Consider the following 26566-nt stretch of genomic DNA (forward strand, 5'->3'; position numbering starts at 1 on the left):
CTGAATCTGCTGGGTCTGCGTGCAGGGCCCCTCAAGTGGAGGGGCCGGGTACGCGGGGGCGCGGGGCCTGGGCTCAGGCGCCGATCTTGCGGGCGACTTCGGCCATCTGCTCGCGCAGGGCGGGGTCGATTTCCTCGGGCCTGACGTGGGCGAGGATCTTCTTCAGCACGCGCTTCTCGTTGTCGTCGATGACGCCGTCGCGCTCGGCGATGGCCAGCAGGGCGGCCAGTTCGTGCACGTCCAGGCGGCCGTCGTTGGCGAAGCAGTGGATGGAGCGGAAGGACAGCTCCAGGTAGTCACGGGATTCGGCCATGGCGGGGTTCCTCTTGGCGGGTAGGCGGGCCCGGCCCCTTTCGCAAGGCGGGGCGGACCCTGTGCGCGGCGTCGGGCCCCGGGGGTTCCGGGGCCCGCTCGATCAGGCTTCGGCAGCCGGGGCGGCGTCAGCCTTGGGCGCGACGGCCGGGGTGCGGCCGTTGAGCAGGCGGGCGAGCACGTCCTGCACCACAGGGCTCTTGCCCACCACGCCTTCGATGGCCTTACCGACGGAGAGCGACTTGGCGAAGGAGTTGAAGAAGTCGCCTTCGCCGCCGACGATCTCGATCTTCGCCTTGCCCAGGGCGGTGGCGAGCACCTCGGCCTGGTCCTTGGCGATGTCCTTGTTGGCGGCGATGGCGGCCATGGCTTCCTCGAAGCTCTTCTCCAGCTGCATGCGGAACTCTTCGTGCTGGCGGGCGCTGTCGCTGAGGGCGTCGAGGGCGCTGAACTTCTTGCCCAGGCCTTCGGCCTCGGCGTTGAGGCGCTGCAGGAGGATTTCCGCTTCCGCCGAACCCAGGTCCTTGGTGGCCTTGGCCTTGGCGGCGCCGAGCTGTTCTTCGCCTCGGGCCTGGGCGCCGAGCTTCTCTTCCAGCACCTTGGCTTCGGCCAGACCGTCCTTCTCCTTGGCGGCGGCCTGGGCTTCGAGGATGCGGGCTTCGGCAAGGCCCTTCTCCTGCTCGCCACGGGCTTCGGCGATCAGCTGTTCGGCGCGCACGCGGGCGTCGGCGAGGCCGTCCTTCTCCTTCGCGGTGGCGGTCGCTTCCAGCACGCGGGCATCGGCCAGGCCGGGGGCGGCGCGCTCGGCCTCGATGCCTTCGGCCATGCGTTTCTTGGCTTCGGCCTGCTTGGCGGCGGCTTCCAGTTCGGCCTGGGCGAGGTTGTTGATCTCGACGGCCTTGTGCTTGGAGCGGGTCTCGTCGGCTTCGGCCTGCTTGACCTGGCGCACCAGCTCCTGCTCGGCTTCGGCCTGTGCCTGGAGCACGATGACCTGCTTGGCGCGCTCGGCTTCGGAGACTTCACGCACTTCCTTGATGCGCTCTTCTTCCTGGGCGACGGTCTTCTCGACGGCGACGCGCTCGCGGATCACATTGGCGATGTTCTTGCGCTGTTCTTCCAGCGCCTTTTCCTTCTCGATGCGCTGCAGCTCGACTTCGCGCTCGCGGGCGACCACTTCCAGGTCCTTGGCGCGGGTGACCTTCTCCACTTCGATAACTACGGCGCGCTGGCGGTTCTGCTGGGCCACTTCCACTTCGCGCTGGTGGTTCTCGACGCGGATGTCGATCTCCTGCTGGGCCTGGATGCGGGCCTGCTCGGCCTTGAGGCGTTCCTCTTCCTTGACCTTGGCGGTCTCGGCTTCCTCGCGGGCGCGGATGGTCTCGATCTCGCGCTTCTGCCGGGCCTCGGCGTCGGCCTGCTGGCGTTCGAGGGCCAGGGCGGCTTCGCGGGTCTCGACGTTCTTCTTCTGGATCGCCAGTTCCTGGTTGCGCTCCAGCTCGTTGGTGATGACGTTCTGGTTGGCGGTCAGTTCGGTGATCTTGCGGATGCCTTCGGCGTCGAGGATGTTGCTCGGGTCGAGGGAGTGCTTGGCGGTCTGTTCCAGGTAGTCGATGGCGACGTCTTCCAGCACGTAGCCGTTCAGGTCGTTGCCGATCACCTCGATGATGCGGTCGCGGAAGTCCTGGCGGTTCTCGAAGAGTTCGACGAAGTCGAACTGCTTGCCGACGGTCTTCAGCGCTTCGGAGAACTTGGCGTTGAACAGTTCGTTCACCGCGCCCCGGTCGGAGGCACGGTCGACGCCGATGGCCTTGGCCACCTTGAGCACGTCCTGCTGGGTTTCGTTGACGCGCAGGTAGAAGGCGACGGTGATGTCGGCGCGCATGTTGTCACGGCAGATGAGGCCGTCCTTGCCACGGCGGTCCACTTCCAGGGTGATCAGCGAGATGCGCATGAACTCCTTGAGGTGGATGACCGGGTACACCAGGGCGCCGGTGAAGTGCACCTTGGGGGTGGAGGACATGTCGTTGACGATCAGTGCGGTGCCCTGCGGGACCTTGATGTAGAAGGCCTTGAACAGGGCCAGGAGCCCGACGACCACGAGGACGACGAGACCGACGCCGATCAGGATGGGCAGCAGCGAGGCTAGGTTCATTGCAATCATTCTCCTTTGATGCTGAGGCACACCGGGGTCAGAGCCCGCGGAATTCGTCCTCGGTGATGACCCGATAGGCGTGCTGCGCCTCCAGGTATTCCAGTAACACGACGCGGTCGCCGCGCTTGAGCCCGAGGGCTTCGTCGGCACGGACCTTGAGGATCAGCCCGGCGCCACCGTCCTCCAGCACGGCTTCGCCCTGCCCGGCGGTGACGCGGCCACTGCGTACCACGGCCGTCTGGCCGATGACGCTGCGGGTGCTGGTGGCCTCGGCCTTGAGGAACAGCGGGCGCAGGGGGCGGCACAGGGTGGAGGCGATGGGCACGGCCAGCACCAGGGCGCCGATCATCACCACCAGGCCGAGCGGGTAGCGCAGCCAGCCGAGGGGCAATTGGCCGAGCAGCCAGAGTTCGACGAAGTAGCTGATGAACCAGCCGAAGAAGAACAGCAGGGTCAGCACCAGGGTGACCGGCACGCCGTTGAGCTTGAGCTTGGACAGCAGGCCGGCGAGGCCTTCGGCGTTGCCGTGGCCTTCGAGCAGGGAGTCGGCCTCGACGTCCAGCAGGTCCACCTCCAGCAGGCCGAAGGCGACCACGGTCCAGTAGATGACCGCGATGAGCAGCAGGAAGCTGAACACCACGGTGGGGAACGAGAGGGCGGTGATCAGGAAGAGGTCCATCGTTTCCAGTCCTTGAAACAGGGCGGGCGGGGCCGCGGTCGGGTTTGTCAGCGTTTGTCCCGCAGCCTCGCCAGGACGCTGTCGGCACTGCTGGGCCCGGTGGCGATGCCGGCGGCCCGCAGGCGCGCTTCCAGGTCGTCGCCGCGCTCGGCACTGGCCAGTTCGTCGGCCGCCTCCAGCCGCGCGGCACGCTCGGCCTGCTGGCGCTTGAGGCGCTCCAGCGAGTCCAGGGCGGTGCCCAGGCGGCTGTGGGTATCGCCCTGGCGCTGGGCCACGGCCTGCTGGGCACGCTGCACGCTTTCGGTGGCCTTGACCGTGTCCACCTGTTGCTTGAGGTGGCGGATGTTGGCCTCGGCCTGGGTCACGGCCTTGCGCAACTGGGCGACCTGGGCGCTGAAGCCTTCGGCCTGGCCGCGCTCGCTCCGGTGCTGCGCTTCCAGCTCGGCGATCTTCTCCGCCACTTCACGGGCCAGGGCCTCGTTGCCGCTTTCCAGGGCCTTGAGGGCATAGCCTTCGTATTCGTCGACCTTGGCCTGGCACTGGGCGGCGCGCTCGTCGGCGAGCTTCTGCCGGGCCATGACGCCGGCCAGGGCTTCGCGGGCCTGGCGCAGGGCCTGATCGGCGTCGCGGATCTCCTGGTCGAGGATGCGCAGGGCCTGGCTGTCCACCAGGGCGTCGCCGGCTTCGCCGAGGCCGCCACGCAGGGCGTCGATCAGCTTGCTCCATACGTTCATGGGTTTCTCCGGGGTCAGGCCTGGGGCGCCAGGTAGCCTTCGTAGGCTTCCGTGGCGCGGATGACGTTGCTGGCCAGGGTCTCGATCTCGAACACCACGTTGGACAGGATCGAACGGGCGCTCAAGGCGCCGAACATGATGTAGCAACGCTCGCCGCCGGGACGCGTCTCCAGGCCGATGCTGGAGAGCGGAAAGAGCTGGCGGCTGAGCAGGATTTCTTCGTTGAAGCGCGCCACGTCGCGGACTTCGGACTGGGGCCAGAGCAGTGCCTCGACGAGGATCTGCTCGCCGTGCACGGCGAGGAACAGGGGCAGGTCGCCGAACTCGCGCATGGTCACCAGCAGGCTCGGCTCGGCGCCTTCGATCAGCTCCACCTGGGCCTCGCCCTGGCGGAACAGCTCGGTGGCGGCCAGGGCGTCGCACAGCGCGCGGGCGTTCCAGATCTGCGGCATCTCCATCGCATTCTCCTGTTCCAGGTGGACCGGCCCCGGCTGGGGCTGGCGCAGCGTCCGCTCCACCGCGAGCAGCGCGCGGGCGTTCTCGGGGAGGATCCAGACCTCTTTCTTGACCAGCCCCTGGTCACGCAGGCGCTGGCGGAAGAGTCGCTGGTAGTGGGCGGATGATTTCTGCATGGAGTCGGAGCCTAGACCATCACATGTGAGCCCGCAATAGCTCACATGTAATAGGCGCGCACCGATTCACACCGCCGATTCCCGAGCCGATTAGACCTGCCGATGCCGGCCAGGGACAGCACGGATGTCCCGGGGCGCGACGGGGTTCGCGTTACGCCGGTGGCTGCCAGGGGCGAAGGGATCGTCTAGGCTAGCGCGACCTTTTCCACTGCCCTCCCGGACGACCATGGACACCTCCCGCAAGCCCCTCGCCGGCCTGAAAGTGATCGAACTCGGCACGCTGATCGCCGGCCCCTTCGCCTCCCGCCTGTGCGCCGAGTTCGGTGCCGAGGTGATCAAGGTGGAGTCGCCCGACGGCGGCGACCCGCTGCGCAAGTGGCGCAAGCTCTACGAAGGCACTTCGCTGTGGTGGTTCGTGCAGGCGCGCAACAAGAAGTCCATCACCCTCAACCTCAAGCACGCCGAGGGCCTGGAGGTGCTCAAGCGCCTGCTGGCGGAGGCGGACATCCTCATCGAGAACTTCCGCCCCGGCGTGCTGGAGAAGCTGGGGCTGAGCTGGGAGGTGATCCACGCACTGAATCCGAAGCTGGTGATGGTGCGCCTGTCCGGCTTCGGCCAGACCGGGCCGATGAAGGACCAGCCGGGCTTCGGCGCGGTGGGCGAGTCCATGGGCGGGCTGCGCTACATCACCGGCTTCGAGGACCGCCCGCCGGTGCGCACCGGCATCTCCATCGGCGACTCCATCGCCGCGCTGTGGGCGGTGATCGGCGCGCTGATGGCCCTGCGGCACCGGGAGGTGAACGGCGGGCTCGGCCAGGTGGTGGACGTGGCGCTCTACGAGGCGGTGTTCGCGATGATGGAGTCGATGGTCCCGGAGTTCGACGTGTTCGGCTTCATCCGCGAACGCACTGGCAACATCATGCCCGGCATCACCCCCTCCTCCATCCACACCAGCGCGGACGGCCGGCACGTGCAGATCGGCGCCAACGGCGATGCGATCTTCAAGCGCTTCATGCTCGCCATCGGCCGCGAGGACCTGGCCAACGATCCGCAACTGGCCAGCAACGACGGCCGCGATGCGCGCCGCGACGAGCTCTACGGGGTGATCGACCGCTGGGTGGCGGCGCTGCCGCTGGAGCAGGTGCTGGAGACGCTGAACCGCGCCGAGGTGCCGGCCAGCCGCATCTACTCCGCCGAGGACATGTTCAGCGACCCGCAGTTCCTCGCCCGGGAGATGCTGCTGCAGGCCCGCCTGCCGGACGGCCAGCCGTTCCGCATGCCGGGCATCGTGCCCAAGCTCTCGGACACCCCCGGCTCGGCGGACTGGATCGGCCCGGAGCTGGGCCAGCACAACGCCGAGGTGCTCGGCGAGCTGGGCTACGACGCGGCCCGCATCGACGCCCTGCGTGCCGCCGGGGCGATCTGACGCCCCTGCCCTTCCCCTAGCGTTCTCTCCGCGCGCCCTGCCCAACGGGGCGCCATCCACCCCCTCGTACGTCCCCTTCGTCCCCTTCACAAACCCGGGAAACCTTTCGTCCTGCTTGCTCCAGCCGGCCTGGCAAGGGCTGCCCCTGCAGCACCGCCACCGGCACCAACAAGGAAAGGTACGAGCATGGCGAGCAACCCGGACGCGAGCCTCGAGACAGGCACGCCGCATCATGTGTGGAAACTGCTGATCGAACATGAACCCGTGCTGCGCAGACGCTGCCAGCAACTCACCGCCAACCGCCAGGATGCCGAGGACGCCCTCAGCGAACTGCGCCTGCGGCTCTTCACCCTGCTGCTGCGCGAGCCCCAGCGCCTGGAGCGCATCGAGAACCTCCCTGCGTGGTTGCGACGGGTGGCCAGCAACCACTGCATCGACCGGCTGCGCAGCACCCCGAGCACCTGCAGCCTCGACTGGCTGGACCTGCACCCGGCCGACAGCGCCGGCAACGAACCCGAACGCCAGGCCTGCCTGCGGGAAGCGATGGAGACCCTCGGCAAGGCGCTCCACCAACTGCCGCCCAACCTCGGCGATGCACTCTGGCAGCACTGCGTGGACGGCATGGCCTACGGCGAGCTGGCGCGCCACCTGCAGATCAAGGAGCCCAACCTGCGCAAGCGGGTTCAACTGGCCCGCGATCAGCTGAGGCAACAGGTCGGCGGGTTGTGCCAGGGGCTGCAGCCCTGAGGGGCGCCGGAGAGCCCACCTCGCACGCGAGGTGGGCCCAGGTTCAGAAGCTGGCGATGGGGTAGACCGTGCTCAGCGTCCAGAGCCCCGCGACCTGCTTGATGTAGCCCCCGACAGTAAAGGGATTGCCCCCTTCACCGGTGCAGTAGCCCACGGCGCCGATCAAGGGAGCCGACGGGCCGGCAAAGAAGTTGGCATACGGGGGACGTGCAGGGCCACCAGGCGGCGGCGGAGGAACGAATGGGCCGACATCCTTGAAGGGATGGGTATAGGCGTAGCGGATCGAGGCGATCACCTGTACCTGGCTGCAGCTGTCCGGAAAGAAGGTGGACGGAGCAGCCTTGGGCACCATCACACCAGCGGCATTGGCCACCTGAATCCCTCTGCCCAGGTAGCGATAGGGGCCGGGGTGGTTGATGCCAGGCTGGACGATGTACTGCACCCCGGCGGTGATCCGGGCGGCGAAGGGCGCGCCAGGCGCTGCCCCCAACAGTGGATCATGGCTGTTGGGCCGCGAGTGGAAGCCCGTCGCGACCCCGGCAGCATTGACCTCGCCACAGAAGATGTGGCGCTGGCTGATCTGCGGGTTCATACGGCTGTTGGCGAGGCCAGCGCCGATCTGCACCGGTACCGGGTTGACCCCGGCGGCACCGGCCGAGCAGTCGATCTGGGCGAGGGCCGGGAGGCTGCAGCAGGCGGCCAGCAGGCCGAGCGGCAATGCGTTAACGAAGCGATCCATGGCATTTCTCCTTTACTGGACTGGGCGGAAAGTGCCCAGCAGGCAAGACGCAACGCGGCTGCATCCGTGAAGGCCGCACCGACACCCAGCACGCGACGGCACGGCACTTCACAGCCGCCCCTGCCGGCCGTCAGGGAGACAGACCCAGGCATTCGCCGGGGTCACAACGGAACCAAGGAGAAAAGGACATGACGACTTTCAACGTGAACTTCAATGTGGACGACATGGAAGGCAAGACCGTGCTGGTCTTCCTCAAGCCGCAGAACCCGCAGCGCGACTACCGCGTCCACGCCTGGCAGGTGCTGACCGGCTCGGCCGGTGCCACGGAGTCCTTCGACTACGAGGCGGTGATCGAGACCGACGTGAGCAGCCTCGGCGAGAAGGCCGGCAACCAGATCATCTCCGGGCGCCGCGCCATCCTGCCCGGCCAGCTGCTGCAGGCGGTCAGCCCGAGCGGCCTGTCGCCGCAACTGGAGCCGGCCTCCACGTCGCTGGCGCTGGAGAAGCTGACGCCCCAGCAGTGCGGGGTGATCAACAAGACCAACCCCTACACCCAGTTCGACAGCAACTGGTACGTCAACGGCCGCCCGGTGGTGACCATGCCCAAGGTGGACTCGCGCATGACCGTGAGCTTCGAGTACGAGCCCAACTTCTACTTCATGGTCGCCACCCCGCCCATGATCGGGCAGACCTACATCGTGCAGAACTTCTCGGACATGACCCGCTACGTGGCGCCCATCACCGCCACCGAAGTGGACGTGACCCTGACCCGCCCGAGCGGCCTGTGGACCTTCGACTTCATCGCCCGCTGAAGCCCTGGCGCCCCCGCATGAAGAAGCCCCCGGCGAGTGATCGCCGGGGGCTTCTTAGCATCTGGCATCCTGCGGCATTCACCCGGCATGCCGTGGGATGGCTCGGAACAGCAGGGGCGTGGCGCCGGAGCCCGCAGCACCTGGGGTAGGATCGGGGCCCAACGTCAGCACTGCGCCACCAGGCGCCAGGAGAGGTGAAAAATGGAACGTTTTACCGAGGATCTGGCCCGACTGGATCACTTCGTACTGCGCGCACTGCGCTTCCAGGCCATAGCCCTGGTCTTTCTGATGCTGGGCCTGCTGCCAGGGATCGTGGGCTTCTACCTGCTGGATGGCCTTGGCTGGCACGAGGCCACGCTGAACGCACTGTCCATGCTGGGCTCGGTGGGCCTTGCACACCCGCCGAGCAGCCTGGCTGGCAAATACTTCGCCGCGCTGTATGGGTTGTTCCTGGACAGCGTCTTCCTGGTGGCGCTCGGTGTGGTGGTCACCCCGTTCGCCCACCGCCTGCTGCACCGCTGGAACCTGGCCAACGACTGAGCCTGCCATCAACCGTTTCCCGTACCTGAAAAAGGCCGGCTCCCTGAGGGGAGCCGGCCTTTTTCAGGTTGCATCTGTGAACAGCCATCAACCGGCAAGGGGGTGGGGACTGGCCCATGATCGGTGTCTGCCCCATTGCGTCCGGGGCCTGACGGAGACAGGGAGAAAGGACATGAAATATGAAATCAAGATCATCAATCAGAGCCAGCAAGGCAGCGACCGTGTGATTTTCCAGAAACCGCCCCAGCTGCCGAACACCCCTCGGCCCATAGCCTGGCAGGTGATACGCGACATCAGGGCGCCGGACACGAAGATCGACTTCAAGCTCGACTATGGCGTCTATGTGCCCGGACAGCGCGCCGTCTCCACGCCGGTGGACATGACGAACTGGGGAGCGCTGGAGCTGGAAAGCAGCGCACCTGCAGTGACGGAACAGGACGCGCAGGGGAAAGAGAGCACGGACTGATCCGCCCCGAAACAACAAAAAGCCCCTGGCGATCACTCACCAGGGGCTTTTTCATGGCCGTTCAGCTCAGAGCGGCTTGCCGCGGTTGCCGTGGGCCGCAACGAAGGCCTGGACCTGCTTGAGGTCGTTGGCCAGCACGGTGCAACGCTCTTCGCGCTGGAACAGGTCGGACAGGTGTGCCGGCAGTGCCGGGGCCTGGCCAACGCCGGCTTTCTCCACCGCTTCGGGGAACTTGACCGGGTGCGCGGTGCCCAGGGTGACCATGGGGGTGGACAGGCTGCGGCGGCATTCGCGGGCGGCGCGTACGCCGATGGCGGTGTGCGGGTCCAGCAGCTCGCCGCACTCCTTGTAGACCTCGGCGATGGTCTCGCAGGTCTGCTCGTCAGTGACGGCGAGGGAGTCGAACAGCTTGCGGGCTTCGGTCCAGCGGTCCTGCTCGACGCTGAAGCCGCCACCCTGCTTGAAGGTGTCCATCAACTGGGCGATGGCGGCGCCGTTGCGGCCGTGCAGGTCGAACAGCAGGCGCTCGAAGTTGGACGAGACCATGATGTCCATGGACGGCGACAGGGTCGGGTGCAGGGTTTCCTTGACGTACTGATTGCCGCTCATGAAGCGGTGCAGGATGTCGTTGCGGTTGGTGGCAACGATCAGCTGGCTGATCGGCAGGCCCATGTTGCGCGCCAGGTAGCCGGCGAAGATGTCGCCGAAGTTGCCGGTGGGCACCGAGAAAGCCATGGAACGCGCCGGGCCGCCCAGCTGCAGGGCAGCGTGGAAGTAGTAGACGATCTGGGCCATGATCCGCGCCCAGTTGATCGAGTTCACGGCCACCAGGCGGGTGCCCTTGAGGAAGCCCTGGTCGGCGAAGCTGGCCTTCACCATTTCCTGGCAGTCGTCGAAGTTGCCTTCGATGGCGATGTTGTGGATGTTCTCGCCGAGGATGGTGGTCATCTGCCGGCGCTGCACCTCGGACACGCGGTTGTGCGGGTGCATGATGAAGATGTCGACGTTGTCGCAGCGGCGGCAGCCTTCGATGGCGGCCGAGCCGGTGTCGCCGGAGGTGGCGCCCATGATCACCACGCGCTCACCGCGCTTGGCCAGGACGTAGTCCAGCAGGCGGCCGAGCAGTTGCAGGGCGAAGTCCTTGAAGGCCAGGGTCGGGCCGTGGAACAGCTCCAGCACCCACTCGTTGCCGTTGAGCTGGCGCAGCGGCGCAACGGCGTTGTGGGCGAAGACGCCGTAGGTCTCCTCGAGGATCTTCTTGAAGTCGGCGTCCGGGATGCTGCCGGTCACGAAGGGGCGCATCACCTGGAAGGCCAGTTCGTGGTAGGGCAGGCCGGCCCAGGAGGCGATTTCCTCCTGGGTGAAGCGCGGCAGGTTTTCCGGGACGTAGAGGCCACCGTCGCTGGCGAGGCCGGCCAGCAGGACGTCTTCGAAGTTCAGGGCCGGGGCCTGGCCGCGGGTGCTGATATAGCGCATTTCTTCAAACCTTCGGTTCGAGCCTCCGGCAGCGCGGCGCCCGGCGGCGTCTATGCACCGGGCGGGCCTGCGCGCGGGCGGCTCCGAGTTAATTGAGCTGTTCGACGCGGATGCGGACTACGCTGCCCACCACGTCGTCGAGGGCTTCCAGTGCGGCGATGGCGTCGTTAACGCGCGCTTCGACGACCCGGTGGGTAACCAGAATCATCGGCACCAGGCCATCCTGCTCTTCGACTTCCTTCTGCATGATGGATTCGATGTTGATGCCACGTTCGGACAGGATGGTGGCCACCTGGGCCAGTACGCCCGGGTGGTCCTTGGCCTGGATGCGCAGGTAGTAGGCGCTCTCGCAGGCTTCGATCGGCAGGATCGGGTGATCGGACAGCGCATCCGGCTGGAAGGCCAGGTGCGGTACGTGGTTCTCCGGGTCGGCGGTCAGGGCGCGGACCACATCCACCACGTCGGCGACCACGGCAGAGGCGGTGGCCTCCATGCCGGCACCGGCGCCGTAGTAGAGGGTGCTGCCGGCGGCGTCGCCGTTGACCATCACGGCGTTCATCACGCCGTTGACGTTGGCGATCAGGCGGTCGGCCGGGATCAGGGTCGGGTGCACGCGCAGCTCGATGCCGCTGCTGGTGCGACGGGCCACGCCCAGGTGCTTGATGCGGTAGCCCAGGGCTTCGGCGTAGTTGACGTCGGCGCTGGTGAGCTTGGAGATGCCCTCGGTGTAGGCCTTGTCGAACTGCAGCGGGATGCCGAAGGCGATGGACGCGAGGATGGTCAGCTTGTGGGCGGCGTCGATGCCTTCGACGTCGAAGGTCGGGTCGGCTTCGGCATAACCCAGGGCCTGGGCTTCCTTGAGGACGTCCTCGAAGGCACGGCCCTTCTCGCGCATCTCGGTGAGGATGAAGTTGCCGGTGCCGTTGATGATGCCGGCCAGCCAGTTGATGCGGTTGGCGGCCAGGCCCTCGCGGATCGCCTTGATCACCGGGATGCCACCGGCGACGGCGGCTTCGAAGGCGACGATGACGCCCTTCTCGCGGGCCTTGGCGAAGATCTCGTTGCCGTGCACGGCGATCAGCGCCTTGTTGGCGGTGACCACGTGCTTGCCGTTCTCGATGGCCTTCAGCACCAGGTCGCGGGCCAGGGTGTAGCCCCCGATCAGCTCGATGACGATGTCGATCTCAGGGTTGTTGGCCACGTCGAAGATGTCGGCGGTGATGGGGGTGGCACCGGTTTCGCACTTCGGGTTGGGGCGACGGGCAGCGATCTGGGCAACCTCGATTCCACGCCCGGCACGGCGGGCAATCTCCTCGGCGTTGCGTTTGAGTACGTTGAAAGTGCCGCCACCGACGGTCCCCAGGCCACAGATGCCTACTTTTACCGGCTTCACGCTGAACTCCCCATTTCACTGCGAAAAACGGCCGGCGAATCGCCGGCCGTATAAAAGAACCGCACTTTACGAAGCGCCCGATTGTTGGTCAATCGAGCTGGCGCCCTCGCCTCACTTGGCGTCGAGCGCGAGCTTGGCCAGTTGCGGGGCGGGCTGGTAGCCCGGAATCAGCTGGCCGTTGCCGAGAACGATGGCGGGGGTGCCGTTCACGCCGATCATCTGGCCCAGTTCGAACTGCTTGGCCACCGGGTTATCACACTTGGCGGCGGGCACGTCGAGGCGGGACTTGGCCTGGTTCATGGCGGCCTGGCGGTCCTTGCTGCACCAGACGCTGACCAGGGTGTTGTAGCCGTGGCTGCCGATGCCCTGGCGCGGGAAGGCGACGTAGCGCACTTCGATGCCGCGACGGTTCAGCTCGGGCACTTCGCTGTGCAGTTTCTGGCAGTAGCCGCAATCGGTGTCGGTAAAGACGGTGATGTGGGCCTTGGCCGGCTGGTCCTTGGGTGCGAAGACCACCATTTCACCGGCGGGAATCGCGTTGATTTCCTTGGCGATGGAGCGGCTTTCGGACTGCTCGGTGAGGTTCACCGGCTTGCCGTTCTGCACGTGGTACAGGTAGCCCTGCATCAGGTACTGGCCGTCGGCGCTGGTGTAGAGCATGCGGCCGCCCTTGAGCTGGACCTGGTAGATGCCGTCCAGCGGGCTTTCGCCGATGGATTCGACGGGCAGGCCGAGGTCAAGGCTGGCGAGGGTCTTGCGGATGGCCTGGTCCGGATCGTCGGCAAGGCTGATGGAGCTGACCAGGCCGAGGGCCATGGCCGCGAAAAGGCGGGTCACGCGCATGGTTACTCCTGTGGAGCGGCGACTGTCGGATAGGTGCGAAAGCCTAACACAGAAGGCCTGCCGGGCCGTGCAGAGGAGCCGAACGGTGGCTCGCCGGGGACGGCTGGGCGGTGCTGTGAGGGCTGCGCGGAGGTTGGAGCCGGTGTGAGCGGCCAGGTTCCCTGAAGCAGCCCTCGAAGGATGCAGGCGGCGGCCTTGGGGGGGTGTAGGCAAAAAGCGGGGCGACGCGGAGCAAAGTAAAGCGCAGTGCAAGACGTCCCTGTCGGGGCCACATCGCTCCGTTGAACCCCGGCCCGGCCATCCATGGCCGGTCGTTCGCCGGGGCGACGCGGCGCGCAGCAGAGCGCCTTGCAGGACATCCCTGTCGGGGCCGCATCGCTCAGTTGGGCCCCGGCCCGGCCATCCATGGCCGGTCGTTCGCCGGGGCGACGCGGAGCGAAGTAGAGCGCCGTGCAAGACGTCCCTGTCGAAGCCGCATCGCTCAGTTGGGCCCCGGCCCGGCCATCCATGGCCGGTCGTTCGCCGGGGCGACGCATGCGTCGTCTATTCCGGCTCACCCCCTCGGGTGGTGGCGGGCGTGGAGGTCCTTGAGGCGGGCCTGGGCGATGTGGGTGTAGATCTGCGTGGTGGACAGGTCGGCGTGGCCGAGCAGCATCTGCACCACCCGCAGGTCGGCACCGTGGTTGAGCAGGTGGGTGGCGAAGGCGTGCCGCAGGGTGTGGGGGGACAGGGGCTTGAGGATGCCGGCCACCTTCGCCTGGTGCTTGATGCGGTGCCAGAAGGTCTGCCGGGTCATCTGCTCGCCGCGCAGGCTGGGGAAGAGTACGTCGCTGGGCTTGCCATCCAGCAGGAAGGGCCGCGCTTCGCGGACGTAGCGCTCGATCCAGGCGATGGCTTCCTCGCCCAGCGGCACCAGGCGCTCCTTGCTGCCCTTGCCGAAGACCTTGACCACGCCCTGGCGCAGGTTCACCTGCTCCAGGGTCAGCCCCACCAGTTCGCTGACCCGCAGGCCGCACGCATAGAGCACCTCAAGCATGGCGCGGTCACGCAGGCCGATGGGGTCCTCCAGGTCCGGCACCTCCAGCAGGGCCTCCACATCGGCTTCGGACAGCGACTTGGGCAGCGGCCGGCCCAGCAGCGGCATCTCCACCTGCAGGGTCGGGTCCTCGGCGATCTCGCCCTCGGCCAGCAGGAAGCGGTAGAAGCCTCGCGCGCCGGACAGGAAGCGCGCCGTGGAGCGGGCCTTGTAACCCTGCTCCAGGCGCCAGGCGAGGTGGTCCAGCAATACGTCGCGCCCGGCCTCCGCCAGGTTGCAGCCGCGCTCGTGCAGCCAGCCGTTGAAATGCGCCAGGTCGCTGCGGTAGGCGGAGCGGGTGTGGGGCGAAAGGCCTTTCTCCAGCCAGAGGGCGTCGAGAAAGCGGTCGATCAGGGGGTGGTCGAGTGCAGGCATGGGGAACGCTGGTGGGATGAACGGCGTCTAGTCTTCCACAAGATTCCTGCCCCTCACCAGCGACAAGGAGTCCTGATGGACGAAACCCGCATCCTCCTGGCACTCGGCGGCATCGGCCTGGCCGCGCTGTGCAGCCAGTGGCTGGCCTGGCGCCTGCGCCTGCCGGCGATTCTCTTCCTGTTGCTGTCGGGCATCCTCGCCGGGCCGGTGCTCGGCGTGCTGGACCCGGGCGCGCTGTTCGGCCCCCTGCTCTTCCCGCTGACGTCCCTGGCGGTGGCGCTGATCCTCTTCGAGGGCAGCCTGACGCTGCACCTGTCGGAATGGCGCGAGATCGGCTCGGTGGTCCGCCGCATGGTGACCCTGGGGGCACTGGCGACCTGGGTGGTGATCGCCGTGGCCACACACCTGCTGCTGGGCTTTTCGTGGGAACTGGCGGTGCTGTTCGGCTCGCTGACGCTGGTGACCGGGCCGACGGTGATCGTGCCGATGCTGCGGGTGGTGCGGCCCCGGGCCTCGGTGGCGAACATCCTGCGCTGGGAAGGCATCGTCATCGACCCCATCGGCGCCCTGGCGGCGGTGGTGACCTTCAGCTTCATCGTCAGCCGCGACCAGGGCGGCTGGAGCCAGAGCCTGGCGACCTTCGCCGGGGTGATCGGTTGCGGCACGCTGCTCGGCGTGCTGGGCGGCTGGGCGCTCGGCGTGGTGCTGCGCCGCCACTGGCTGCCGGAGTACCTGCACAACCTGGCAGCGTTGGCGGCGGTGCTGGGTGTGTTCATCGCCTCCAACCTGCTGGTGCACGAGTCGGGCCTGCTGGCAGTGACGCTGATGGGGATGTGGCTGGCGAACATGCGTGGGGTCGATGTGAAGCCGATCCTGCACTTCAAGGAAAACCTCAGCGTGCTGCTGATCTCGGGGCTGTTCATCCTGCTGGCGGCGCGGCTCGACCTGAAGGCGCTGCTGGCCCTGGGGCCGGCCACCCTGGCGCTGCTGGCGGTGATCCAGTTCGTCGCACGGCCGCTGAACATCGGCCTGAGCACCCTGGGCTCGGCTCTGGGCTGGCGCGAGCGGGCGCTGCTGGCGTGGATCGCTCCCCGGGGCATCGTGGCAGCGGCGGTGTCCGCCATCTTCGCCCTGCGCCTGCACGAGCACGGCGACCCGAATGCCCAGTTGCTGGTGCCGCTGACCTTCCTGGTGATCATCGGCACGGTGGTGCTGCAGAGCGCCACCGCCCGCCCCCTCGCGCGCCTGCTGGGGGTGGCCGAGCCCGCACCGGCAGGCTTCCTGATCATCGGTGCCAACCCGGTGGCGCGAGCGCTGGGCAAGGCGCTGAACCAGCTCGGCAGCCGGGTGCTGCTCACCGACTCCAGCTGGGAGAACATCCGCGCGGCGCGCATGGACGGCTTGCCCACCTACTTCGGCAACCCCACCTCCCAGCATGCGGACGCCCACCTGGACCTGGTGGGGCTCGGGCACCTGCTGGCGCTGTCACCCTCCAGCGAGATGAACGCCCTGGCCTGCATGCGCTTTCGTCATGATTTCGCCGAGCCTCGCCGCTTCACCCTGCCCAGCGGGGCGGACAGCCGGCGCAGTGACAAGCACCGCAGCAGCGAGCAGGTTCGCGGCCGTGAGCTGGGCCTGCCGGCACTCACTTATCCACAGTTCGCCAGCCGCCTCGGCCGTGGGGCGGAGATCCGCATCACCACGCTGACGGAGGCCTTCGACTGGCCGGCCTACCAGGCGCTCCACGGGAACCGTGCGACCCTGCTGCTGGCCCGTGACACCCGGGGCTGGGTGCACATCGCCGGGCCTTCGCAGGCACTGGAACCCCAGCCGGGCTGGAGCCTGGTGGCTCTGGTGGACGCCGACACTGTCAGCGATGCGGAGTCATAGACCGATGGCGATGTAAGCCTATCCTTCGTTGGGTGACAGCCTCTTCCCACAAGAGGATGATTCTACCTTGCCACTATCCCTGCCCTGGTCCCGCCCCCATGTCCAACCATCAGAACTCGCGTCTTGGCCAGATCCTGGTCAACAAGGGACTGATCACCACCCAGCAGCTGGATGCTGCCATCAAGGTTCAGCTCACCAGCGACAAACGCCTGGGTGAGCTGCTCATCGAGCAGGGCCTGCTCAGCAAGCGGCAACTGGAGAAGGCGCTCAAGCGCCAGAGCAACCTGCGACTGGCGGCGACGCTGGTGGCGGCACTGCTGAGCCCGTTCCAGATGATCAGCGCCCAGGCCCAGCAACTGCCCAGCGCCATGAGCCAGGACTACGTGCCGCCGGGCATGCAGCCGCTGAGCGAGGCGGAGATGAGCAGCGTCAGCGCCCAGGGCCTGGACGATGTGCTGCAGGGGCTGTTCGTGCAGGCGGAGGCAGGCGACGGCATCGCCACGGTGCAAAGCCTGGCGCGCCTGGTGATGCCGGTGCTGAACAGCCTGGAGGCGGAAACCTCGATGAAGGGCGTGGTCTACGACACCTCACGGCTGACCTCGACGATGAACGCCGACGGTTCCATCAACGTGCGCCTGCCCAGCTCCATCGGCGAGCTGCGCTTCGACAACATCCGCGTGGCCGGCAGCGGCCCGAACGCCGGGAGCTTCGGCAGCCTGACGCTGCACGACATCGACCTCTCCCAGGCGTCCCTGAAGATTGCCATGCGCCCCTGAAGGCAGCCCGCCGACTCAGTCGGCGGGGATTGCCGCTTCCGGCAGCACCGGCACCGGACGCTTGTCGTCGTCGATGGCGACGAAGCTGAACGCGCCGCTGATGGCGCGCTCGCGCCCGGCCTCGTACATCCCTTCGACGAACACCTCGACCTCCACCTTGAGGCTGGTGTTGCCCACCTTCACCACACGCCCGATCAGCTCAACGATGGAGCCGGCCGGTATCGGGTGCTTGAAGTCGATGCGGTCGGTGGAAACCGTCACCAGCGGCAGCCGGCAGAAGCGGGTGGCGCAGATGAAGGACACCTCGTCCATCCAGGCCAGCGCGGTGCCGCCGAACAGGGTGTTGTGGTGGTTGGTGGTCGGCGGGAACACCGCCTTGGTCACACGGCTCTCGGACAAGGCGATGCGCCGTTCTATCTCTCGTTCTCTCGGGGTCATGCCACGACTACCTCGGTGAATCCCACTGTGGCGGCCACGTTTCGGTGACGGCTGGGCTTGCATGTGCACCCTGCGGTATACGCAGGGCCTCCACGCTCCTGTCGATCCTCGGCAGGAGCGCTCTCCCCACGACCAGGCCGGGGGGCGCGGATTATTCCACAGCCACCGCCTCGACGATGGGGTGAGGAGCCGACGACGGGATACCCCTCCCTTGAGAAGATCAGGTTCCGGCAACTGACAACGGTCTTTCCCGAAATCCGGCCCTGTATCAGCCGGGTCTCTCGCCCCTTGCAGGCACTTGCGCCGGACATGCTCGGAATAACCAGAATTTCCGACTTCAGGTAAGTAACGTCCGATCAAAAAGCGGGAAAAACCTGAAACATGCTCATTCCCCCTCCCCCTGCATAGGCCCGACCGGGGCACTGGGATATTTTCTCTGCGCGGCGCCCAGGGTCTGCAATCCAGACCGCCCGCCACCATTAGGAAACGACCATGTGCCTCCGTCTGCTCAAGCCCCTCGTGCTTCTCGCACTCACCGTGCCCCTGCTGGCGCAAGCCGCCTCCCAGTCGATTCCCCTCGGTGCCCGTCCCCTCGCACTGGAAGAGGACATCACCCTGGAACCCGAGGAACGGGCCTGGCTCGCCCAACGCGGTGAGCTGCGGCTGGCCATTGCCGACGACCTGCCCCCCTTCGACATCACGTCCAGCGGCCGCGACTTCGAGGGCATCACTGCCGACGTCGCCGGCCTGCTGTCGCGCCAGTTGCAGGTGCCCGTCCGTGTCGAACGCTACCCCAGTCGGAGCGCAGCCTTGCGTGCAGTGAGCAGTGGCGAGGCCGACCTGCTCAGTGCGTCCAACGACTTCGAAGGCCGCGAACAGGCACTGGCCTTGAGCCTTCCCTATGCACCCGACCAGCCCAGCCTGGTCGCCCGGCAACAGGACAAGCGCGACTGGCCCCGGGATCTGGACAGCCTGCGCATCGCCATCGTCGGCAACTACCTGCCCCTGGACATGGTGCAAAACCGCTATCCGGACGCCATCCTGACGCTCTACCCCTCCACCAGCGCGGCCCTCAACTCGGTGGTCGACGGCGACAACGACCTGTACCTGGGGGATCTGGTCAGTGCGAACTACCAGATCAACCAGGTCTATGACGACCACCTGCACATCGTCCGCCTGGCCGACCTGAAGGCCAGCGGCATCAGCTTCGCCAGCGCACGCGGCAACACCCGCCTGCTGGCGCTGGTGAACAAGGTCCTGCAGCGCTTGCCCACGGGCAACCGCACGCCGCTGATCAAGCGCTGGAGCGGCGGCGCCAGCCCGAGCCTGCTGGACCCGGAACTGCCGTTCACCGAAGAGGAGCGCGCCTGGCTGGCGGCGCATCCGGTCATACGCGTCGCCACCTACGGCAACTACGCGCCGGTGTCGTTCTTCGACAATGAGGGCAACTACCACGGCATCACGGCCGACATCCTCGACCAGATCCGCATCCGCACCGGCCTGCGCTTCGAGATCGTCCGCACTCCCCAGCCCGAAGACATGATGAATGCCGTGCTGAACGGCGAAGCCGACATCGTCGGCGCTGACGGCATAGCCCGCATCCGCCAGCGCGACATGGCCTATTCGCGCCCCTACATGCACGTGCCGTTCGCCACCATCACCCTCAACGACGCGAAGTCCCCGTCCCGACTCAGCGAGTTGCACGGCCAGCGCCTGGCGGTGATCCGCGGCTACTTCCTCAACGACTACATCCGCAGCCGCTACCCCGGTGTTCGCCTGGTGGAGACCAGCTCGCTGCTGGACTGCCTGGTGGCAGTCGCCAACGGCGAGGCGGAGGGCGCCGTGATGTCCACCATCGTCGCCGAGTACTACATCCGCCGGATGTTCCCGGAGCAGCTGCGCATCTCCGAACTCATCGACGTACCCCAGGAAAGCATCGCCTTCGCCATGCGCAAGGAGGACACCCTGCTGCAGTCCATCCTCGACAAGGCAACCGCTGCCATCCCGCCGGATGAGCTGGCGGTGCTGGTCAAGCAACGATGGCGTTCGAACGTCGAGATCAGCGGCACGCGCAGCACCGTGAACCGTGAGCTGATCATGCAGATCCTCTCAATTTCGGGGCTCCTGCTGCTGGTGTCGCTGGGCTGGATCCTCTACCTCAGGCGCCAGATCGGCCGCCGGAAGAAAGCCGAGCAAGCCCTCAACGACCAGTTCCACCTGATGGAGGCACTGGTCAACGGTACGCCGCACCCGATCTACGTTCGCGATCGCGACGGTCACCTGCTGATGTGCAATGACAACTACCTGCAGGCCCTGGCCCTCCGGCGCGAGGACGTGATCGGGCAACCGCCGCCCGCCGCCAAGCTGGGCAGCGAGAGGCAGCGCCAGACGCTGCTGGACGACTACCGCAAGGTGACCGAGTCCGGCGTGCCGTTGCGCTGCGACCGGGAGCTGTACAGCCAGGCCGGCCCCCTCAGCATCTATCACTGGATCGAGCCGTACCGGGATTTCCGTGGTGAGATCAAGGGCGTGGTCAGCGGCTGGATCGACATCAGCGAGCGCCTGCAACTGGTGGAGGACCTGCAGGCCGCCAAGGAGCGGGCCGATGACGCCAACCGAGCCAAGAGCACTTTCCTGGCCACCATGAGCCACGAGATCCGCACGCCGATGAACGCCGTGATCGGCATGCTGGAACTGGCCCTCGAACGGGCCGACCAGGGCCAGTGGGACCGCGCCGCCATCGAGATCGCCCACGGCTCCGCGCGGGACCTCCTGGAGCTCATCGGCAACATCCTCGACATCGCCCGCATCGAATCGGGGCGTCTCAGCCTGTCGCCGGTGCGCAGCAACCTGCGGGAGCAGGCGGAAGCGGTGATCCGGGTGTTCGACGGCCTGGCCCGGCAGAAGAACCTGCGCCTGACCCTGGAGTTCGACCACCGCGCAGGTGGCGACGTACTGGTCGACCCGGTGCGCTTCCGCCAGATCCTCACCAACCTGGTGGGCAACGCCATCAAGTTCACCGACGCCGGCGGGGTCTCCATCGACATCCAGGCACAACCGCGCCCGGACAAGCGCCTGGGCATCCTGCTCAAGGTCGAGGACAGCGGCCGCGGCATCTCCGACGAGGACCAGGCACAGCTGTTCCAGGCCTTCAGCCAGGGCAGCGTAGGCGCCGACGAGGCACGCCGGGGCACCGGCCTGGGCCTGGTGATCTGTCGCGTGCTTTGCGAAATGATGGGCGGCACCATCCGCCTCGAAAGCGAACTGGGCCGGGGCACCTGCATCTGGGTGGAGCTGGACCTGCTGGAGCTGGACCCGCTCCCCCGCCACGCCCGCCAGGAGGAAGAAGACGCCCCCGTGGCACGGCAGGTGCCGCTGGACGTGCTGGTGGTGGACGACAACCCCGCGAACCGCGAACTGCTCAAGCAGCAGCTGACCTTCCTCGGCCACCGCGTCACCGAGGCGGTGGACGGCCGCGACGGGCTGGACCACTGGAGCAAAGGGCACTTCGACCTGGTGATCAGCGACTGCAACATGCCGGTGATGAACGGCTACGCCCTGGCCCGCGCCGTGCGGGAGGAAGAAGCCCGCCGGGAAAGCGGACGGGTGCACTTCATCGGCTACACCGCCAACGCCCAGAGCGAGGAACACGAGCGCTGCCGCAAGGCGGGCATGGACGCCTGCCTGTTCAAACCCATCAGCCTGCGTCAACTGGCCCGGCAACTGGCCACCCTGCAGCCTTCACAGGCGCTGGAACCCCTTGAGATGCCGGAGCTTCCGGCACTGCCGACGACACACCCGGAGGGCCTCTTCGGCATGAAGGAATTCCTGCAACTGGCCGGCAGCGACCCGGCACTGCGCCAGCGCCTGCTGGACACCTTGCTGACTGCCAATCGCGAGGACCTCGATCAGTTGCATCGCAGCCTGGGTGAGAAAGACTGGGAGGAAGTCGCCGCAGCCGCCCACAAGATCAAGGGCGCCGCGCGGATCGTCCATGCACAGCCCCTGGTCAGCTGTTGCGAGGCCCTGGAAGAAGCCTGGGAAGGTCGGCAGCCCGAGGACGTGATGGAGCAGCTCGCCCACGACGTCACCCGGGAAGTCGAACGCCTGGAGCAGGCACTGCTGGAGTTCTGCGCCGAGCCGGTATGAGCCCCGCCCCAACGGCGTGCCGATGGCCGCCTCGGGGGGTGGCTACCTACCAACCCGGCACGCCGACGTGATGAGCGCCGGCGGTCAACCGCCTACAACCAGGCAAACAACGCCAGATGACGATAAGGCTCATTCGCTACGACAAGAGCCAACCCCCGACTCCCACTGCCACTTCCCCACAGGCTCGAACACCCTGCCTACCCGAGTGCCTGCATATCGCTTTCTGCAGGGCAACAAAAAGCCCGCCGCGGTTTCCCGGGGCGGGCCTTTTGCTGTGGAAGCGGGTCTTAGACCAGCTTCTCCTTGATGCGAGCAGCCTTGCCGGACAGGTCGCGGAGGTAGTACAGCTTGGCCTTGCGCACGTCGCCGCGGCGCTTGACGGTCAGGCTGTCAACCAGGGGGGAGTAGGTCTGGAAGGTACGCTCGACGCCAACGCCGTTGGAGATCTTGCGTACGGTGAAGGCGCTGTTCAGGCCGCGGTTACGCTTGCCGATGACCACACCTTCGAAGGCCTGCAGACGGGAACGCTCGCCTTCCTTCACCTTCACTTGCACGATCACGGTGTCGCCAGGGGCGAACGCCGGGATCTCTTTGTTCATTTGTTCAGCTTCGATCTGCTGAATGATCTTGTTGGTCATCGCTGTGCTCCTAAGACAGGCCTTTCGGGCGTGCCATCGATACGTTAACTATCGTCCCGCTGGCGGATGTACTCCTCCAGCAGCTTTTTCTCTTCTCCAGAAAGCGAGCGGCAATCCAGAAGATCGGCCCGACGTTCCCAGGTGCGCCCAAGCGCCTGCTGCAAACGCCATCGCCGGATGTGTTCGTGGTTGCCGCTGAGCAGCACTTCAGGAACACGCTTATCCGCGTACACCTCAGGTCGGGTGTAGTGAGGACAATCGAGCAGGCCGTCCGTGAACGAGTCCTCCTCGGCGGAGTCCGCGTGGCCCAGCGCGCCGGGCAGCAATCGCGTTACCGCGTCGATCAGCACCATGGCCGGCAGCTCACCGCCGGACAGGACGTAATCGCCAATCGACCATTCCTCGTCGACATGCGTCTCGATGAAACGCTCGTCAATGCCTTCGTAGCGACCGGCGATGAGGATGAGGGCTTCCTCCTGCGCCAGTTCGCGCACGGCCGCCTGCTTCAGCTGGCGCCCCTGCGGCGAAAGGTAGATCACCTTCGCCCGATCTCCCGCTGCGGCCTTGGCGGCTGCCAGTGCCCGCTCCAGCGGTTCGATCTTCATCACCATCCCGGGACCACCACCGAAAGGCCGATCATCCACCGTCTGGTGGCGATCCTCGGTGAAGCTCCTTGGGTTCCAGCAATTGAGCTTCAGGAGCCCCTGCTTGACCGCGCGGCTGGTGATGCCGTACTCGCTGATGGCGGCGAACATCTCCGGGAAGATGCTGATGACTTCGACCTGCATGCTTTTCATGTCATGCGGCTCAGAAGTCGGCGTCCCAGTCCACCCTCATTTCACCCGCATCCAGATCGATCGCTTGCACGCATTGCTCCGTGTAGGGCAACAGGCGTTCGCGGTCATCCAGGCTGCCGGTGCAGGGCTTGACCACCATCACGTCGTTGGCGCCGGTCTCCAGCAGATGATCGACCTTGCCGAGCAGCTGCCCGTCCTGGTTGATCACGGAGAGACCTTCCAACTGGTGCCAGTAGAACTCGTCTTCCTCAAGTTCAGGCAGCTCGCTTTCGGGAACACGGATTTCAAAACCCGCGTAGGTCCTGGCGACATCGCGGTCGTCCAGCCCTTTCAGCTTCACTACCAGGAACTTGCCTTGGACACGTCCGCCGGCAACTTCGACTTGCTTGACCTCGCCGTCACGCGTGAGCGTCCAGCGGGGGTAATCGAGCACGTTATCCAGTGGATCCGTGAAGGAATACACCTTCACCTCGCCACGTACGCCGTGCACCGAGAAAATCTTGCCGAGAACGATCAGTTCATCGGCGGCGGCCGGCGTCGCGCTCATGGGAGTTGCTTAGGCAGCAGCCTTGGCAGCTTCCTTCAGCAGCTGAGCAACGCGCTCAGACGGCTGGGCGCCTTGGCTCAGCCAGTAGCTGACGCGCTCCTGGTTGACGGACAGCTTGACTTCGGAACCCTGGGCAACCGGGTTGAAGAAACCGATGCGCTCAACAAAGCGGCCATCGCGCGCGTTGCGGCTGTTGGTCACGGTCAGGTGGTAGAAGGGGCGCTTCTTGGAGCCGCCACGGGCAAGACGGATGGTTACCATTGAACTTCGTTCCTGTAGGTCGGTGCTTTTCAAGCGTGTGTGCACACATGGGCCATGGGCCCGAAAGGCCGCATATTCTAAGGATTATCCGGCCGAATGCAAATCTGTTTGTACGCGCCACCTGTCGGTGGCCCCGAAAGCCGCGCCCCGGGCGGGGCCTGGAGGCGCTGGCGCCTCACCACGGCTGACGGAGAGGACCGCTGGCGCGGTCTTACATCTTCGGCATGCCGCCGGGGAACATGCCGCCCATGCCACGCATCATGCGCGACAGGCCGCCCTTGGCGGTGACCTTCTTCATCATCTTCTGCATCTGCTTGTGCTGCTTGATGAGTCGACCGACGTCCTGCACCTGGGTGCCGGAGCCGAGGGCAATGCGGCGCTTGCGCGAGCCGCTGATCATTTCGGGATCACGGCGCTCGGCGGGCGTCATGGAGTTGATGATGGCTTCCATCTGCTTGAACTGCTTCTCGGCGGCATTCTGCGCCCCCCCCATCTGGGAGAGGTTGACGCCACCGAGCATGGGCAGCTTGTCCATGAGGCTGCCGAGGCCGCCCATGTTCTTCATCTGTTGCAGCTGGTCACGGAAGTCTTCGAGGTCGAAGCCTTTGCCCTTCTTGATCTTCTTGGCGAGCTTCTCGGCCTTCTCGCGGTCGAGGCCCTGCTCGGCCTGTTCGATCAGGCTGAGCACGTCGCCCATGCCGAGGATGCGCGACGCCACGCGATCGGGGTGGAACGGATCGAGCGCTTCGCTCTTCTCGCCCATGCCGAGGAATTTGATCGGTTTGCCGGTGATGGCGCGAACCGACAGGGCAGCACCGCCACGGGCGTCACCGTCGACCTTGGTCAGCACCACGCCGGTCAGCGGCAGCGCATCGTTGAAGGCCTTTGCGGTGTTGGCCGCGTCCTGGCCGGTCATGGCGTCGACCACGAACAGGGTCTCCACCGGCTTGATCGCCGCGTGGACCTGCTTGATCTCCTCCATCATCTCGCCGTCGACGTGCAGGCGACCGGCGGTGTCGACGATGACCACGTCGATGAACTTCAGCTTGGCTTCGCGGATCGCCGCCTGGGCGATGTCCACCGGCTTCTGGCTGGTGTCGGAGGGGAAGAAGGTCACCTCCAGGTCATTGGCCAGGGTTTCCAGTTGCTTGATCGCCGCCGGGCGGTAGACGTCGGCGGATACCACCAGGACCGACTTCTTCTTGCGCTCCTTGAGGAAGCGCGCGAGCTTGCCGACGGTGGTGGTCTTGCCCGCGCCCTGCAGGCCGGCCATGAGGATGACCGCCGGCGGTGCGGCATTCAGCGCCAGGTCTTCGTTGGCGGCGCCCATCAGGTCGACCAGCTCGGCCTGGACGATCTTCACGAAGGCCTGGCCCGGGGTCAGGCTCTTGGAGACCTCGGTCCCGACCGCGCGCTCCTTGACCTTGTTGACGAAGTCCTTGACGACGGGCAGCGCCACGTCGGCTTCGAGCAACGCCATGCGCACTTCGCGCAGGGTGTCCTTGATATTGTCCTCGGTCAGCTTGGCCTTGCCGGTGACGTGGCGCAGCGTCTGCGAGAGGCGGTCTGTGAGATTTTCGAACATGCGCGATCCTTTCAGGCCCTGGAGGCCCCGGGTGAGCTTGCGGCAGGCGGCGGAGTATAGCGAAGAGCGGGCGGCGCCGACACCGCCAGCGGTCTTTCGTGAGCACGCCGTTCTGTGCCACACTCAGCGCCTTTCGGGCTTGCCTTACAAGGACTTATGCACCCTCTGCTGCCCAGCCTCCTGGCTGCCTTCCTCTATGTAGGCGGCGCCATCCACCAGGGCCTTCGCCTGCGCGAGCGCAAGACGCCGGACAAGCGCATGCTCGCCGTGCTCGGCCTGCTGGCCCTGATCAGCCACGCCACCGCGCTGTTCTTCCAGCTCATCGCCCCGGCCGGCCTGACCCTCGACTTCTTCAACGCCGCGAGCCTCATCGCCGCCGCCGTGATCGGCCTCACACTCCTGGCCTGCAGCCGCATGCCGGTGGAGAACCTGCTCCTGCTGTTGTATCCGCTTGGCGCGCTCACGGTGCTGCTGGCGATCTTCGTGCCCTCGGGCACGGTGCAGCCGATCGACGAGGAGCCGGGCATCCTCGCCCACATCCTGCTGTCGATCCTGGCCTACGGCATGTTGACCATCGCCGTGTTCCAGTCGCTGCTGCTGCTGCTCCAGGACCACCAGCTCAAGCACAAGCACCCGTCCGGGCTGATCCGCAACTTCCCCGCCCTGCAAACCATGGAAAGCCTGCTGTTCGGCTTCCTCTGGGCCGGCTGGGGCCTGCTGTCGCTGTCACTGATCTCGGGCTGGCTGTTCGTCGAGAACCTCTTCGCCCAGCACCTGGCGCACAAGACCATCCTTTCCTGCTTCGCCTGGGTGGTGTTCGCCGTGCTGCTCTGGGGCCGCCACCAGCTGGGTTGGCGTGGCCACAAGGCGATCCGCTGGACCCTGGCGGGCTTCTGCCTGCTGATGCTGGCCTACTTCGGCAGCAAGCTGGTCCGCGAATTCATCCTGCACATCTGAGATGCCCGCCCCCGGCCTCCTCCTTGGCCTGATCCTCGGCCTGCTGATCGCCTCGGCAGGCGCCTGGGTGCTGGCGCGCCGCAAGCCGGCTCCCGAGCGCATCCAGGAAGACGAGAGCCCCCAGCAA

General features: G+C 66.5%; 25 protein-coding genes. 9 read left to right on the top strand and 16 right to left on the bottom strand.

The features are described 5' to 3' along the window. Nucleotides 1-73 precede the first annotated feature (73 nt). From PotMrB4_RS22470 to bacA, 5 genes are all read right to left on the bottom strand, one after another. Entirely contained in the window at nucleotides 74-313 is a 240-nt protein-coding gene (locus PotMrB4_RS22470; RefSeq protein ID WP_044405865.1) for a hypothetical protein, read from the bottom strand. A gap of 102 nt (nucleotides 314-415) precedes the next feature. After that, the gene (locus tag PotMrB4_RS22475; RefSeq protein WP_044405867.1) at nucleotides 416-2464 is read right to left on the bottom strand and encodes a flotillin family protein; all 2049 of its coding nucleotides are present in this window, start codon (nucleotides 2462-2464) and stop codon (nucleotides 416-418) included. A gap of 37 nt (nucleotides 2465-2501) precedes the next feature. After that, complete coding sequence (locus PotMrB4_RS22480) at nucleotides 2502-3143, bottom strand: OB-fold-containig protein (RefSeq protein WP_044405869.1); 642 nt, start codon at nucleotides 3141-3143, stop codon at nucleotides 2502-2504. 47 nt (nucleotides 3144-3190) lie between these two features. After that, the gene (locus tag PotMrB4_RS22485; protein WP_074970945.1) at nucleotides 3191-3877 is read right to left on the bottom strand and encodes a PspA/IM30 family protein; all 687 of its coding nucleotides are present in this window, start codon (nucleotides 3875-3877) and stop codon (nucleotides 3191-3193) included. Nucleotides 3878-3891: 14 nt separating this feature from the next. Beyond that, nucleotides 3892-4509, bottom strand: coding sequence for a biofilm formation regulator BacA (gene bacA / locus PotMrB4_RS22490; RefSeq protein WP_044405874.1), 618 nt, complete (start codon nucleotides 4507-4509; stop codon nucleotides 3892-3894). 226 nt (nucleotides 4510-4735) lie between these two features. Between bacA and PotMrB4_RS22495 the strand changes: the two genes are divergently transcribed. Both PotMrB4_RS22495 and PotMrB4_RS22500 read left to right on the top strand, forming a co-directional pair. After that, nucleotides 4736-5935, top strand: a complete 1200-nt coding sequence (locus PotMrB4_RS22495; RefSeq protein WP_069559275.1) for a CaiB/BaiF CoA transferase family protein — start codon at nucleotides 4736-4738, stop codon at nucleotides 5933-5935. A gap of 186 nt (nucleotides 5936-6121) precedes the next feature. Next, complete coding sequence (locus PotMrB4_RS22500) at nucleotides 6122-6682, top strand: RNA polymerase sigma factor (RefSeq protein ID WP_172434529.1); 561 nt, start codon at nucleotides 6122-6124, stop codon at nucleotides 6680-6682. Between the two features lie 43 nt (nucleotides 6683-6725). Here PotMrB4_RS22500 and PotMrB4_RS22505 read toward each other — a convergent pair whose 3' ends face one another. Beyond that, on the bottom strand, nucleotides 6726-7421 hold the full coding sequence (locus PotMrB4_RS22505; protein WP_172434530.1) for an EndoU domain-containing protein: 696 nt from the start codon (nucleotides 7419-7421) through the stop codon (nucleotides 6726-6728). A 188-nt stretch (nucleotides 7422-7609) separates the two neighbouring features. Between PotMrB4_RS22505 and PotMrB4_RS22510 the strand changes: the two genes are divergently transcribed. The 3 genes from PotMrB4_RS22510 to PotMrB4_RS22520 all read left to right on the top strand — a co-directional run bounded on the left by PotMrB4_RS22510 (nucleotide 7610) and on the right by PotMrB4_RS22520 (nucleotide 9239). After that, nucleotides 7610-8233 (top strand): hypothetical protein, encoded by a 624-nt coding sequence (locus tag PotMrB4_RS22510; RefSeq protein WP_172434531.1) that lies wholly within the window; start codon nucleotides 7610-7612, stop codon nucleotides 8231-8233. A gap of 201 nt (nucleotides 8234-8434) precedes the next feature. Continuing rightward, nucleotides 8435-8773, top strand: a complete 339-nt coding sequence (locus PotMrB4_RS22515) for a hypothetical protein (RefSeq protein WP_172434532.1) — start codon at nucleotides 8435-8437, stop codon at nucleotides 8771-8773. A gap of 172 nt (nucleotides 8774-8945) precedes the next feature. Next, nucleotides 8946-9239, top strand: coding sequence for a hypothetical protein (locus PotMrB4_RS22520; protein ID WP_172434533.1), 294 nt, complete (start codon nucleotides 8946-8948; stop codon nucleotides 9237-9239). Between the two features lie 66 nt (nucleotides 9240-9305). On the opposite strand, the gene thrC is transcribed toward PotMrB4_RS22520, so the two are convergent. The 4 genes from thrC to xerD all read right to left on the bottom strand — a co-directional run bounded on the left by thrC (nucleotide 9306) and on the right by xerD (nucleotide 14401). Further along, nucleotides 9306-10715 (bottom strand): threonine synthase, encoded by a 1410-nt coding sequence (gene thrC, locus PotMrB4_RS22525; RefSeq protein WP_172434534.1) that lies wholly within the window; start codon nucleotides 10713-10715, stop codon nucleotides 9306-9308. 88 nt (nucleotides 10716-10803) lie between these two features. Further along, the gene (locus PotMrB4_RS22530) at nucleotides 10804-12108 is read right to left on the bottom strand and encodes a homoserine dehydrogenase (protein WP_044405888.1); all 1305 of its coding nucleotides are present in this window, start codon (nucleotides 12106-12108) and stop codon (nucleotides 10804-10806) included. A gap of 111 nt (nucleotides 12109-12219) precedes the next feature. Beyond that, nucleotides 12220-12951, bottom strand: a complete 732-nt coding sequence (locus tag PotMrB4_RS22535) for a disulfide isomerase DsbC N-terminal domain-containing protein (RefSeq protein ID WP_074970932.1) — start codon at nucleotides 12949-12951, stop codon at nucleotides 12220-12222. Between the two features lie 553 nt (nucleotides 12952-13504). Continuing rightward, nucleotides 13505-14401: a site-specific tyrosine recombinase XerD gene (gene xerD / locus PotMrB4_RS22540; protein WP_172434535.1), complete on the bottom strand. Its 897-nt coding sequence runs from the start codon at nucleotides 14399-14401 to the stop codon at nucleotides 13505-13507. 75 nt (nucleotides 14402-14476) lie between these two features. Here xerD and PotMrB4_RS22545 point away from each other — a divergent pair, with 75 nt between their 5' ends. Together PotMrB4_RS22545 and PotMrB4_RS22550 are read left to right on the top strand one after the other, a co-directional pair. After that, nucleotides 14477-16291, top strand: a complete 1815-nt coding sequence (locus PotMrB4_RS22545) for a cation:proton antiporter (protein WP_172434536.1) — start codon at nucleotides 14477-14479, stop codon at nucleotides 16289-16291. Nucleotides 16292-16389: 98 nt separating this feature from the next. Beyond that, the gene (locus tag PotMrB4_RS22550; RefSeq protein ID WP_172434537.1) at nucleotides 16390-17067 is read left to right on the top strand and encodes a hypothetical protein; all 678 of its coding nucleotides are present in this window, start codon (nucleotides 16390-16392) and stop codon (nucleotides 17065-17067) included. Nucleotides 17068-17082: 15 nt separating this feature from the next. Here PotMrB4_RS22550 and PotMrB4_RS22555 read toward each other — a convergent pair whose 3' ends face one another. Next, the gene (locus tag PotMrB4_RS22555; protein WP_074970929.1) at nucleotides 17083-17505 is read right to left on the bottom strand and encodes an acyl-CoA thioesterase; all 423 of its coding nucleotides are present in this window, start codon (nucleotides 17503-17505) and stop codon (nucleotides 17083-17085) included. A 492-nt stretch (nucleotides 17506-17997) separates the two neighbouring features. Between PotMrB4_RS22555 and PotMrB4_RS22560 the strand changes: the two genes are divergently transcribed. Beyond that, nucleotides 17998-21654 carry a transporter substrate-binding domain-containing protein gene (locus tag PotMrB4_RS22560; RefSeq protein WP_172434538.1) on the top strand — a complete coding sequence of 1219 codons (3657 nt, stop codon included), beginning with the start codon at nucleotides 17998-18000 and terminating at the stop codon, nucleotides 21652-21654. A gap of 287 nt (nucleotides 21655-21941) precedes the next feature. On the opposite strand, the gene rplS is transcribed toward PotMrB4_RS22560, so the two are convergent. From rplS to ffh, 5 genes are all read right to left on the bottom strand, one after another. Next, nucleotides 21942-22292 carry a 50S ribosomal protein L19 gene (rplS, locus tag PotMrB4_RS22565; protein WP_044405904.1) on the bottom strand — a complete coding sequence of 117 codons (351 nt, stop codon included), beginning with the start codon at nucleotides 22290-22292 and terminating at the stop codon, nucleotides 21942-21944. 44 nt (nucleotides 22293-22336) lie between these two features. Continuing rightward, entirely contained in the window at nucleotides 22337-23089 is a 753-nt protein-coding gene (trmD, locus tag PotMrB4_RS22570) for a tRNA (guanosine(37)-N1)-methyltransferase TrmD (RefSeq protein WP_044405907.1), read from the bottom strand. A gap of 10 nt (nucleotides 23090-23099) precedes the next feature. After that, nucleotides 23100-23636 carry a ribosome maturation factor RimM gene (gene rimM / locus PotMrB4_RS22575; protein ID WP_172434539.1) on the bottom strand — a complete coding sequence of 179 codons (537 nt, stop codon included), beginning with the start codon at nucleotides 23634-23636 and terminating at the stop codon, nucleotides 23100-23102. A gap of 9 nt (nucleotides 23637-23645) precedes the next feature. Further along, nucleotides 23646-23897 carry a 30S ribosomal protein S16 gene (gene rpsP, locus PotMrB4_RS22580; RefSeq protein ID WP_044405910.1) on the bottom strand — a complete coding sequence of 84 codons (252 nt, stop codon included), beginning with the start codon at nucleotides 23895-23897 and terminating at the stop codon, nucleotides 23646-23648. Nucleotides 23898-24108: 211 nt separating this feature from the next. Continuing rightward, complete coding sequence (ffh, locus tag PotMrB4_RS22585) at nucleotides 24109-25482, bottom strand: signal recognition particle protein (protein WP_044405912.1); 1374 nt, start codon at nucleotides 25480-25482, stop codon at nucleotides 24109-24111. Nucleotides 25483-25638: 156 nt separating this feature from the next. Here ffh and PotMrB4_RS22590 point away from each other — a divergent pair, with 156 nt between their 5' ends. Next, nucleotides 25639-26439, top strand: coding sequence for a cytochrome C assembly family protein (locus PotMrB4_RS22590; RefSeq protein WP_074970922.1), 801 nt, complete (start codon nucleotides 25639-25641; stop codon nucleotides 26437-26439). Nucleotides 26440-26566 lie beyond the last annotated feature (127 nt).

It is taken from the genome of Metapseudomonas otitidis (assembly GCF_011397855.1).
Lineage (GTDB): Bacteria > Pseudomonadota > Gammaproteobacteria > Pseudomonadales > Pseudomonadaceae > Metapseudomonas > Metapseudomonas otitidis.